Origin of the sequence: Algoriphagus boseongensis, from assembly GCF_004362805.1 — a bacterium.
GTDB classification, from domain to species: Bacteria; Bacteroidota; Bacteroidia; order Cytophagales; family Cyclobacteriaceae; genus Algoriphagus; species Algoriphagus boseongensis.
In genome coordinates, this window is the sequence record NZ_SNYF01000009.1 from 17,126 (window position 1) to 29,000 (window position 11,875).

Below are 11,875 nucleotides of genomic sequence, written 5' to 3' on the forward strand. Positions count from 1 at the left end.
ATCTCGAGATAGCTTAGGAAAGATTTATTTGTCCTTAAAAGGATTGCTAAATCGCACGTCCGTCACCAAAGTCTGATCCGTCAAGGTTTTTAGGAAATTCACCACATCTGCTTTTTGCTGGGCAGTCCAATTCAATTGTTGAGGCTGACCATTGGGTCCTTTGAGGGCATTGTTGAGGTTGGGATGATTTTTCACTCCACTATTGTAGTGCTCTACCACCTCTTCCAAAGTAGCAAACCGTCCATCATGCATGTAGGGAGCGGTCAATTCCACGCTCTTCAAAGAAGGGACTTTGAAAGTTCCCAAAAAAGCCGGATTTGGAATAGCCTCAAAAACTCCTTGATCTGTTGTAGAGGCAGCATCCAATCCGTTGTTGGTGGCACCTCGATCGGGATTGATAAAGGCCTCTGTAGAATGGCAACCTATACAGCCTCCACCACCTAAATTGGGAGGAAGGAAAAAGAGCTGCTTTCCATTGTTTTCACTTACCGTAAAATTCGGAAAATTGGCTGTGGGGATATTCACTGCCTGTCGGCCGATATCGTATTTGCTGGTGACGCTGACTATGCTGCGGACAAACTGGGCCAAAGCTTTGGCGATCTTATCCGAAGTGATGGAAGTACTTCCAAAAGCTTTTTGAAATAGTTCAGGGTAGTAAGATTGAGCCTGAACTTTGGCGACCAAGCCCTCCAAAGTCATTCCCATTTCCACAGGATCCTGGAAAGGCATCAGGACTTGTGCTTCTAAAGTGGCCGCTCGTTCATCCCAGAAAAATCTTCCCCGATCATACCAGCGGGCATTGATCAGGGACATGGAGTGGCGTCGTGTTTTTCCTCCTGCAAAGCCCTGACTAAGCACCAGATCATCCGAAAATCCCTTTTCCTGCTTGTGGCAGGATGCACAAGAAATCGTACCGTTAGCACTGAGGGATTTGTCATAAAACAAGACCCTCCCCAAGGTCGCACCCGCATCGGTGGTCGGATTGGAAGTAGGGGTATTGTCATTATCCGTAGCAGCATTTTGCCCAGGACCAATCAAGGTATTCGTGCGCAAATGGGTTGGGATAACCAGGTTGGTATAGGAATAGGGCGTCTCGGGTAGATCTAGAGGGGAAACCTCAGCCTCTGGCTCGGGCTGAAGATCTAAATCCTGAGTACAGGAAATGACAAAAAAAAGAATTCCAACAAGTCCTAGTTTGATCAATCGTTCCATCCTGTTGAGTGGGTTTATGGGTGAATTGCTGGTAGGACTTAGGAAAGGAGCAAAGGTTTAATGGAGGGAAAAAATGAGAGGCGGAATTAACTTTATTTTAGAAAGTGGGGGCTAACGGGATTCAGCTTGGAGACGGCGGGCTTTCGGAGCTGTTTTCTTCCAGCCTACTCCTAACTTCTTAAAGACATTGATTTTCATAGTTACTCGGCACCGCCCGCTGTCTTCCAAGGTGATGTTAGCGTTTCGGCATTTTTCAAGGCAGAATTAATTTCGATTTTGAAATATTGACTATAAACAATCTTTGATTTTTTTCATAGAATTCTCCATGACCCATTACCATAACTTTATCGAAACATTCAGAATATTTTCTCCCTTTTCCTGACCTATTTAATAATAATATTTTGGCGCACAAATCTCCATTCTCACATTTAAAACCTAGATACTGACGGTAATAATTTCTATATTGTTTTTCTACATCATTCTTGTATTTGAGTTCTCTTGAAACTCGTTGGTCATTTTTTAGAACATCATTATGCTGTTCGATAAAAATTTCTTCAATATCTTTAATTTGACTTTTAGTTAGCCAAACAGAATTTGAGCTTTTATCTAAAATGAATCCGTGATAATCAACTGGAAAGATGTAACCCTTATAATTTTTTCCTTCAACAAAAATCGTAGAATCCGCAATTATTTCTTCTGGCAAGAATGATAGGTCACATTGAGATATTCCCAATCTTGGTAGTATTATCAGTAAACCTAAGACCAATCTTTTTAGCATTGTGTTTTTTTTATTGCTAAACACTAACGGACAGGGCTTGCCGCCTGGCCGTCTAAATTTATGATGCTTCGAATTTAATGCAACTAGGCTGGCGGCAAGCTGGTGTTAGCGGCCACTAGTCGAATTATTTTTTGTTACCAAAGTATATGTACTACTGTCTTTTCTTTGATACCAAATTATACCTACACCTGGTTTCCATTTAAGTTTTACCACTTCTGTTGAATCCACACCAATGCAGTTAATACAGAAATGAGTTATGTCGTAGTAAGTTCCATATACATCGTCAGTGATTATACTTTTTTCATGTGGAAGTTTGCCATCAAAACCTCCAAACTTTATTTCAATTGTAGCAAGTTTATTTTTGTCCCACTTAACAGCAGATAGCAAATATTTTTCGTTACTATAAACATTTCCTTGTGATCCTCCAAATCCGACAAGTTCAGGTTTACCTGGTGGAATGGTTTTATATAAAATATAGCAGGTCTCCGGGTTCCCTGAATAGCCTTCACTCGCCCCATTAAATCTTAGTTGTTTGTCAATAATTTCAATTGAATCAAATAAACCTTTGTCACTACGAAAAACTAAAGTGTCGCCAACTTTGTAGGTGTTAATTATCGAAAAGTCTTTATTATCGAACCTGTATTTGCATGACTGTATAGTAATCAAAATAAGTATGAGAATTGTTGACTTCTTAATTTTCATCTGGTGCGTGAGGTTCTCTATAGTGGCCGCTAACGGTCAAGTATAAGCGTAGTGCGGGATTTCGGAGCAATTCACTGTCCGCCCACCACAAAGTTTCTTAGGAGCAAAAATGCTCAAATTTAGCAGTTCAGCCCGCATTACGCTTATACAATGTTGGCGGTAGTTTTTTTTATTCAATTCTCCTTAATACCCCCTTTAATTTTGCTTCAACTCCAAGATTATCAAAAAGTTTTTCAGTCAATGTTAATGTCTTCATGAAAGCTGTTTTAATATCTGTCGGATCTAATTCTGATGTTGTCTCCTGAAATAACGAATACCAATCTGGGTCTATGTCTTTTTCCAAGCTTTTTGTTGGACTTTCCCAATGTTTGGTTTGGTATGTTTCAATTCTTATTAACCAAAGTAAATATTTTTGAACATTTGATAAGCTTTGGTAAGCGTGAGCAAATTCCTGTCGTTTAATTAAGTTGCTTGTTGTAAGTAAAACATTCAACAATGATTGGCTCAACCACAGGATATTTTCATTTGTTGTTCGATCAGGTACTTTAGTTTTTATTTCTTTGAGCGTGTTAGTCAATAAATCTTCTTTATCTACTAAAATCATCTTGTCAAAGTCGCTAAACTCTACCAAACCGTCCCACGATTTGATAACTTCCATTTGGTCGTTTGTCAAAAAATGAAACTCCCCCCTTATCATATTTTCAAAAATGGCAACTTCACTTCCATACTCGTTGGTAAAATATAATGCCAAAGGATGAATTTGGCTTACCCAATTTTCAGCGGAAAAATTTTCTTTATCCTTCAAGAAGATGTAGAATTCAATATCTGAATATTTGTCCCCTTCATTTTTGGTAAATGACCCGTACATAAATACGGCAGAAATATTTTTATCATTTTGAGCTATTGACTTTGTTTTGTCAATCATTTGTAACTGTGTCATTTTCTAATTTTTTAATATTAACAATCGCCCTTTCTACTTTGCGTATTAAAGGATATTTCAATTCTTATTCTATCTTACAGTTACTTATAGCTTCATTTTCTTGAATGTTTTTCGTTGTTAATTGTTTCTTCAAATTACCGCCAACGTTTGTATATGCGCAATTTACTGCGTAAAGCATGCTTATTTGGAAGCCTTGCGAAGTTAGTTGCGGGTATTTTTGAATTAGTTTTTAATCATCTAAATCCAGTTGGTCTAAAGGACTTTTGATTTGATCAAAACCCTTGGTAGTCACATGGGTATAGATTTCAGTGGTTTTACTGCTTTCGTGCCCCAATAAACTTTGGATATATCTTAAATCAGTTCCGTGCTCCAACAGGTGTGTGGCAAAAGAGTGTCGAAGTGTATGTACACTTATTTTTTTGCTGACCCCCGCCTTTTTGGCAGATACTTTCAATGTTGCTTGGATACTCCTCGATGCATAAGGAATTGGATTGTCCTTAGTACTTCCTTGACCTTCAAATAAATAGTAAATGGGTTTGTAAACTTTGATGTATTCCCTAAGTATTTTCAAAGTTTTTGGAGAAAGTAAGGTATATCTATCCTTTTTTCCTTTGGATTGCTCTACTCGGATTTGCATCCGATTGGAATCGATGTCCTTGATTTTCAAATTGATTAGCTCACTGATCCGGAGTCCTGCTGAGTAAATAGTAGTCAAAATGGCTCTGTGTTTTAAATTTTCAGTGAGCTTTAAGATACTGACTATTTCCTCTTCACTACATACTTCGGGAAGGATTTTTTCGCGTTGAGGTCGGTCAATGTGGTAATATTTCCTCTGGCCTCCCTTTACTTTTTCATAATAGAATTTAATAGCATTGATCGATTGGTTTTGATAGGAAGAGGATACTTTTCTGTTTACCACTAAATGAGTTGTAAAGACCATGATGTCTTTTTCGGTGAGGTCATCCACTTCCTGATCTGGGAAAAAATTTATGAATTCGGTAAATAAGGCGGAATAGGTTTTAATGGTTTGTGGACTATAGCGTCGCTCTTGAAGTTTTTGAATAAACTCAGCTGGACAAGTTTTAGTAAATGTTTGGGAATTCAGTTTTTCTCGTTTATCGGAGCTTAATTCTGCCTTTTGAATAAAAATCAACTTAAGGCCCAAATCAGCAATCCTCAGTCGGATTTCTTGCTCATATTTCGGCAAATAGGGAAAGGACCATTCTTTCAGAGTCGTATCCCAGCGATAAAATGGAATTTGTTTGACTGCCTTGATTAATTCCTCTTGGAACTGGAAGCGGAGTTTGAGTCTTCCTTTTTCCTTAATCAAATATACTTCCCCTTTTTCGGGGTTGTCAGTTTCTAAAGTAATAAGGTTGGTTGACAGATTTTCTTCAATTTCCGTAATTCGTTCACCAAAGTGGTGTTTTATTTTTTCCAGATTTCCGGGATAATTTGGAATTTCCCAATGAAAGTGCTCTTTATTCCATCTACTATACCTGAGCTTTTTCACGAAATCCACATCTGCCTCTTTTTTGGGCATTTTGAGAAAAATCTTTCTTTCCGTCACTAAAATGGAAATCAATTGGGAGTTCATAAAAATCAAAACTTAAAAATCTATTAGAAATATCGTTGACTTTTGGAAAACTCCCAAATGCAATTTGGGTTATCTGCTTTTGTTTTTTGAGTCAAATCTGACTATCCAATTCGGATCAGGGCAATTCTCCTTATAAAACTCCAAATCCTTTTCTGCCGCTACACCGGGATAATCTCCCCAGTTTCCGCCCAAATCCCACATCAGCTGAAAGTGCAGGTGAGGAGGCCAGTCTCCATTTTCAGGAAATGGGCCCACATGGCAAAGTAATTCCCCTGCTTTTACCTCTTGTCCAATTGCTAAGGAATCCAAGTCGGTGAGACAGAGATGTCCAAAAAGAGAATAAAGTTTTTTCCCTTCCACCTCATGTTCCAAAATGATCGTCGGCCCGTAATTCCCAAAACCTTCATTATTCTGGAAACTGTGGATTTTACCGGAAAGTGGAGCAAAAATTGGGATTTCGGCCATTGTCCAGATATCCACTCCCAGATGGATATTTCTAAAGTCTGCTTCAGCAGTGGCAAAAACCTCACTTCGTCTATAGATAGCCCGCTTTTCCAAGTAGCCCCCGATGCCGTAGGTTTTTCCGGCTCGCTCCAGTTGCCCAAAAACAAAGGATGAAAAGGCTGCAGTATTTCCTAAATCCACTTGATCCAAACTTGAATTAAGGGGTGAAAAATCAAGTTTAAGCGTATTTCCAGAGTTTAGACTTTCTCCGAAAAGTGGCGATGGCTTCAAATTCTTCCAATTCATTGGGTGAAAATAGGGATTTCGATAGTATCCATGGATTATTTTTCCAGCAGAATTCCAGCTTCAGTTTCTTTCCAATTACGAATTACGATTTACGAATTACGACCTCTATTTAAACTTCAATCGCTGTTTGAGATAGTTAGCCTTTGGTAGCTAAAGAACGCGACTTTGTTTTTAACTTTCCCGATTCTGTCTCCCGTCTTTCAGCTTCCTACTTCTTGCTCATCGGACACCCTACATCGGACGATCCTTCTTCGGTCTTCCAGCTTCCCTTATCCAGACCTCCTTACCCCCCATCCGCCAAACTTCCGGACTTTTCCCTTCCCCCTTCGGATAATTTTTCTAATTTTGCCCCAATTTGGACTTAAGTAAAATTTTCTTCAACCCACCTCTCTAATGCCTAAAGACAGTAGCATCAAGCACGTTCTCCTCATCGGTTCAGGTCCCATCGTCATCGGTCAAGCTTGCGAATTTGACTATTCTGGCTCCCAGGCCTCCAGGTCTCTTCGTGAAGAAGGCATCAAAGTTACTTTGATCAATTCCAATCCGGCCACGATTATGACTGACCCAGTGACCGCAGACAACGTGTATTTGCTCCCACTGGAAAAGAAATCCATCAAGAAGATTTTGACAGAGCATCCGGACATCGATGCCGTACTCCCAACCATGGGTGGACAAACAGCCCTCAACTTGGCTATTGACTGCGAAAAAGCAGGGATTTGGAAAAATTTCGGAGTAAAAATGATCGGTGTAGATATCGATGCCATTGATACCGCTGAAAACCGGGAAAAATTCAAGGCTTTGATGGAGAAAATCGGGGTAGATGTCTGTAAAGGTGCAACTGCTACTTCCTTTCTTCAAGGTAAAGAAATCGCTCAAGAAATCGGTTTTCCTTTGATCATCAGAGCTTCCTATACCTTGGGTGGTGCAGGTGGTGCTTTTGTAGAAAAGGCAGAAGATTTTGAAAAATACCTAAGCGCAGGCCTTCAGGCTTCACCGGTTCACGAGGTCCTGATCGAGCAAAGTATCCTAGGCTGGAAAGAATACGAGCTGGAAGTCATGCGTGACAATATCGGGAACATGATCGTGATCTGTTCCATCGAGAATTTTGACCCAATGGGGGTTCACACGGGTGATTCGATTACAGTTGCTCCTGCGATGACCCTTCCAGACACGGTGTATCAGCGCATGAGAAATTATGCGATCACGATGATGAACTCCATCGGGAATTTTGCCGGTGGATGTAACGTGCAGTTTGCCGTTAGTCCTGACAACCAGACTATCATCGGTATCGAAATCAACCCAAGGGTATCCCGTTCCTCGGCCTTGGCTTCCAAGGCAACTGGTTATCCGATTGCCAAAGTGGCTGCAAAATTGGCCATTGGATACAATTTGGACGAATTGTCCAACTCAATTACAGGAACTACCTCAGCTTACTTTGAGCCTTCTATTGACTACGTGATCGTTAAGATCCCTCGTTGGAACTTTGACAAGTTTAAAGGTTCTGACCGCCGATTGGGACTTTCCATGAAGGCAGTAGGAGAAGTGATGGGCATTGGCCGCAACTTCCAGGAAGCTTTGCAAAAAGCTTGTCAGTCTCTTGAAATCAAGAGAAATGGCTTGGGAGCAGATGGAAAAGAGCTAAAAGATCAAGCTCAAATTCTTTACTCCTTGGCTAATCCAAGCTGGAACAGATTATTCCATGTTTACGATGCGTTCAAGCTGGGAATTTCTTTCCGAACCATCCAAGACCTGACTAAAATCGACAAATGGTTCCTCAAGCAAATCGAAGATTTGATTCATTTTGAGGCGGAAGTCGAAAAATATAAAATCAATACCATCCCATTTGAAGTGATGGACAAGGCCAAGAAAATGGGCTATGCAGATCGTCAGATTGCTCATTTGTTGGACTGTCTGGAAAGTGAGGTATTCACCAAGCGCTACGAGGAAATGGGCATCAAGCGCGTTTACAAGCTGGTAGATACTTGTGCAGCCGAATTTGAAGCCCAGACTCCATACTATTACTCCACTTTTGGGGAAGAGAATGAATCCGTTCGCACTGACAAAAAGAAGGTTGTGGTTTTGGGTTCGGGACCAAACCGAGTTGGACAAGGGATTGAATTCGACTACTCCTGCGTGCATGGAGTTTTGGCCGCCAAAGAATGTGGCTATGAAACCATCATGATCAACTGTAATCCAGAGACAGTGTCTACCGATCCGGATGTGGCTGATAAGCTTTACTTCGAACCTGTTTTCTGGGAGCATATCTACGAGATTATCCTGCATGAAAATCCGGTGGGAGTTATCGTGCAGCTTGGTGGACAGACTGCTTTGAAATTGGCAGAAAAACTTTCCAAGTATGGAATCAAAATCATTGGAACCAGCTTCGAAGCTCTGGATTTGGCAGAAGACCGAGGATTGTTTTCCACACTTCTGAAAGAAAATAATGTGCCTTACCCCGAGTTTGGTACAATTCACAATACTGACGAAGCACTTGAGCTTTGTAAAACTATCGGCTTCCCACTTCTGGTTCGTCCTAGTTATGTTTTAGGAGGTCAGGGGATGAAGATTGTGATCAACGAGAAGGAATTGGAAGAGCATGTGGTCAATGTACTTCGTGACATTCCAAACAATGAAATCCTTCTGGATCACTTCTTGGAAGGAGCCATCGAGGCTGAAGCAGATGCGATTTGCGATGGGGAAAATGTCTACATCATCGGGATCATGCAGCACATTGAGCCTGCAGGTATTCACTCAGGTGACTCCTATGCAGTACTTCCTCCATACAATTTGGGTGACTATGTGATCAGACAGATCGAAACCTATACAGAAAGAATTGCCTTGGCTTTGAAAACTGTAGGCTTAATCAACATCCAGTTTGCAATCAAGAATGACAAGGTTTATGTGATCGAGGCAAACCCAAGAGCTTCGAGAACTGTTCCATTTATCTGTAAGGCTTATCAGGAACCTTACGTGAATTATGCCGTAAAGGTGATGTTGGGTGAAAACAAGGTAACTGACTTTGATTTCAAGCCTGTGAAAAAGGGCTATGCGATCAAAGAACCCGTGTTCTCCTTCCATAAATTCCCGAATGTTAACAAAGAATTGGGACCTGAAATGAAATCTACAGGTGAAGCCATTTACTTCATCGATGACCTGATGGATGATTTCTTCTTGAAAATTTACTCAGAGAGAAACATCTATTTGAGTAGGTAATCCAGTTCGATTAAATCAAAAAGCAGTGCTTAAATTTCTTGTTGTACTTCTTGGAGTGGGTTGGCTTTTAGGCCAACTCATCCGTTATTTTCTTCGATCCAAGCTGGCTCAATTTGCAAAGCAAGTCAATGAGGCTGCTATGGAGCAACAACGGGCTCAGCAAAGAGCTCAATCAAAAAAAGACGTGAATGTGGATTTTATCCCACGCGAACAGGAGGAGAAAAGGCGGAAGGATATCCAAGGAGGTGAATACATCGACTACGAAGAAGTGAAGGAGTAATCCTTCACTTTTTTTATTTAATCATGGAAGGAAACTTGGCTTCGACTCCGCTCAGCCTGACTTTTACAACTAGATAAAGCGGCTTTGACTTTGGCTGCAACTACCTCCTGCCTACTGGACTCGCTTACACCAAAAAACTTTAAACCCACTCAGGGTTTTTGTACCGATCAGATAGTCCTCTCCGCCATCTTTTATTCCGAATTTCTTTTTGAATTCCTCTGCCCCTGAGCTATAGTTTCGGCAAATGACATTGACTTTTCCTTGAGGGAAGAGCGCTTTGATTTCCTGCTTTTTGGGAGGAATTTCTCTGATGATTTCAAATATTCGCCCCGGTATAATTTGGCCTAGATCCATGGAGGTATACAGATGGGAATTTTTCTCTAGCTTCTTTAAACCAAATCGTTCACCAAAAGACTTAAAAGCACCTGCTTTTAGAATTCCACTGAGGGGTTCAATGATGTATTTTTCAGCTTCGCTAAAAGTGGATTCGGAATTGGCTTCTTCCTCCAAAGTGAAGGTGAACTCAGGATGCTCGGAACCCAAATCGAGCACTCGAATATTCCGTTTTTCATTTGAATTTTTCTTCCAGCCGAGTAGAAGCTCTTTAATCTCATTTTTGAACGAAAGAACGGTCACCTGCTGGATGTCAGGAATCTCAGCCCAGGATTGTGAGATATCGAGCATTGGAGAGACTTTAAGCAAAATTTGATTGCTTTTGCTCTTCATCAATTCCCAAGCGCTGACAACATCCGGTTCACAATCCTGAAGTTTGTATAGCTTTTGGTTGCCGCTTCCCCGTCTGGCCGGATCGGCGTAAATAAGGTCAAATTGGAGATCTGTTTTGGCTAGAAAATCCAATCCATCTCCCTCAAAAAACTCAGATTTCCCAGGATTTAGTTTTTCCAAATTGTGTGCGGAAATCTGGAAAAGTTCAGGCTGCCTTTCGCAATAAATCCCTTTTTCGAATCCCTGACTCAAATAATAAAAGTCAACTCCAAATCCTCCTGTCAGGTCAATCATAAATTTTCCTGATACCCCTTCTGATTTGAATTTTGCGGTTTCTTCGCTGGAGCTTTGCTCCAAAGAGATGGAAGCGGGAAAAATGATTTCAGGATTAGCTGCCCAAGTGGGAAGTTTTTTGCCTGCCTTTTGTCTGGCCGAAATTTGCTGAACAGCCTGTTTGAGATCAAAAGGCGCTTTGCCTTGGTATTTAAAAAGCAAAAGTGCAGGATCTTCCGAGAGATGATCCTGCACAAATTGACGGAATTCAGCGGTATTGATTTCGCTGAGATCCATTAGACTAATTTATTTTCCAAAAGATATTCAGCGATTTGAACTGCATTGGTTGCAGCACCCTTTCTCAGGTTATCTGCCACGATCCACATATTCAAGGTATTCGGCTGGGATTCGTCTCTTCTCAATCTTCCTACAAACACTTCGTCTTTCTTGTGCGCATTGATTGGCATTGGGTAGACGAAATTTGTGGGGTCATCCTGTACAATTACTCCAGGCGTAGCCTCCAAAAGGGAGCGAACTTCTGCCAAATCAAAATCCTGCTTGAATTCTACGTTAACTGCTTCTGAATGTCCACCCATAGTTGGGATTCGAACTGTTGTCGAAGTCACTTGGATAGAGTTGTCGCTGAAGATTTTCTTGGTTTCGTTGATCATCTTCATTTCCTCTTTGGTGTATCCATTAGGTTGGAATACATCGATATGAGGAAGAACATTCATGTCAATTTTATGAGGATAAACCATTGGTGGATTTGCTTCCCCGGCTCGCTCAGCCATCATTTGATCTACGGCTGCCTTGCCAGTACCAGTCACGGACTGATAAGTAGAGACCACAATTCTCTTGATACCATAGCGATGTCTCAGGGGCTCTAAAGCCAAAACCATCTGGATGGTAGAGCAATTGGGGTTTGCGATGATTTTATCTTCTTTGGTTAGCTCTTTGGCATTGATTTCCGGAACGACCAATTTTTTGCTTGGGTCCATTCTCCAAGCCGATGAATTGTCAATAACTACTGTTCCAACTTCTGCAAATTTCGGTGCCCATTCCAAAGAAGTACTTCCTCCAGCAGAGAAAATGGCAATTTCTGGTTTGGCTGCAACAGCATCGGCAAGGCCAATAACTGTATGTTTTTTACCCTTATACTCGATCTGTTTACCTACAGATCGCTCAGAAGCAACCAATAGGAGTTCGTCATAAGGGAAATTGTGCTCTGCGAGCACCTCGAGGATTTCGGAACCTACCAGTCCGGTAGCACCGACTACAGCCAGTTTCATTTTAGGTATAGGTTTAGAATGTTTTGGGTTGCAAAAGTAAGGACTAGGAGTTCATTTTCAGGAATATGAGGCAAAAAAACCTCGAAAATTTTAAGACGATTCCTTTCTGATTTTG

10 protein-coding genes are annotated in these 11,875 nt (G+C 41.0%); 2 read left to right on the forward strand and 8 right to left on the reverse strand.

What is annotated here, in order from left to right; translation table 11 throughout:
* Window positions 1-24: 24 nt before the first annotated feature.
* The 6 genes from DFQ04_RS15720 to DFQ04_RS15745 all read right to left on the reverse strand — a co-directional run bounded on the left by DFQ04_RS15720 (window position 25) and on the right by DFQ04_RS15745 (window position 5,979).
* Window positions 25-1,212 (reverse strand): cytochrome-c peroxidase, encoded by a 1,188-nt coding sequence (locus DFQ04_RS15720; RefSeq protein ID WP_133557618.1) that lies wholly within the window; start codon window positions 1,210-1,212, stop codon window positions 25-27.
* Window positions 1,213-1,465: 253 nt separating this feature from the next.
* Window positions 1,466-2,014 carry a hypothetical protein gene (locus tag DFQ04_RS15725; protein ID WP_133557620.1) on the reverse strand — a complete coding sequence of 183 codons (549 nt, stop codon included), beginning with the start codon at window positions 2,012-2,014 and terminating at the stop codon, window positions 1,466-1,468.
* Between the two features lie 81 nt (window positions 2,015-2,095).
* Complete coding sequence (locus tag DFQ04_RS15730; RefSeq protein WP_133557622.1) at window positions 2,096-2,692, reverse strand: hypothetical protein; 597 nt, start codon at window positions 2,690-2,692, stop codon at window positions 2,096-2,098.
* A 169-nt stretch (window positions 2,693-2,861) separates the two neighbouring features.
* Window positions 2,862-3,632 carry a lincosamide nucleotidyltransferase Lnu(I) gene (lnu(I), locus tag DFQ04_RS15735; RefSeq protein WP_133557624.1) on the reverse strand — a complete coding sequence of 257 codons (771 nt, stop codon included), beginning with the start codon at window positions 3,630-3,632 and terminating at the stop codon, window positions 2,862-2,864.
* A 229-nt stretch (window positions 3,633-3,861) separates the two neighbouring features.
* Window positions 3,862-5,229 carry a site-specific tyrosine recombinase/integron integrase gene (gene xerA, locus DFQ04_RS15740; RefSeq protein ID WP_133557626.1) on the reverse strand — a complete coding sequence of 456 codons (1,368 nt, stop codon included), beginning with the start codon at window positions 5,227-5,229 and terminating at the stop codon, window positions 3,862-3,864.
* Window positions 5,230-5,298: 69 nt separating this feature from the next.
* Complete coding sequence (locus DFQ04_RS15745) at window positions 5,299-5,979, reverse strand: peptidoglycan DD-metalloendopeptidase family protein (RefSeq protein ID WP_133557629.1); 681 nt, start codon at window positions 5,977-5,979, stop codon at window positions 5,299-5,301.
* 393 nt (window positions 5,980-6,372) lie between these two features.
* On the opposite strand from DFQ04_RS15745, the gene carB reads away from it, so the two are divergent.
* Window positions 6,373-9,192: a carbamoyl-phosphate synthase large subunit gene (gene carB, locus DFQ04_RS15750; RefSeq protein WP_133557631.1), complete on the forward strand. Its 2,820-nt coding sequence runs from the start codon at window positions 6,373-6,375 to the stop codon at window positions 9,190-9,192.
* 25 nt (window positions 9,193-9,217) lie between these two features.
* Window positions 9,218-9,472 (forward strand): DUF4834 family protein, encoded by a 255-nt coding sequence (locus tag DFQ04_RS15755; RefSeq protein ID WP_133557633.1) that lies wholly within the window; start codon window positions 9,218-9,220, stop codon window positions 9,470-9,472.
* Window positions 9,473-9,583: 111 nt separating this feature from the next.
* Here DFQ04_RS15755 and DFQ04_RS15760 read toward each other — a convergent pair whose 3' ends face one another.
* Both DFQ04_RS15760 and DFQ04_RS15765 read right to left on the reverse strand, forming a co-directional pair.
* The gene (locus DFQ04_RS15760) at window positions 9,584-10,768 is read right to left on the reverse strand and encodes a class I SAM-dependent methyltransferase (RefSeq protein ID WP_133557635.1); all 1,185 of its coding nucleotides are present in this window, start codon (window positions 10,766-10,768) and stop codon (window positions 9,584-9,586) included.
* Window positions 10,768-11,760 (reverse strand): aspartate-semialdehyde dehydrogenase, encoded by a 993-nt coding sequence (locus tag DFQ04_RS15765; RefSeq protein ID WP_133557637.1) that lies wholly within the window; start codon window positions 11,758-11,760, stop codon window positions 10,768-10,770. The genes DFQ04_RS15760 and DFQ04_RS15765 overlap by 1 nt, the downstream gene beginning before the upstream one ends.
* Window positions 11,761-11,875: the final 115 nt, after the last annotated feature.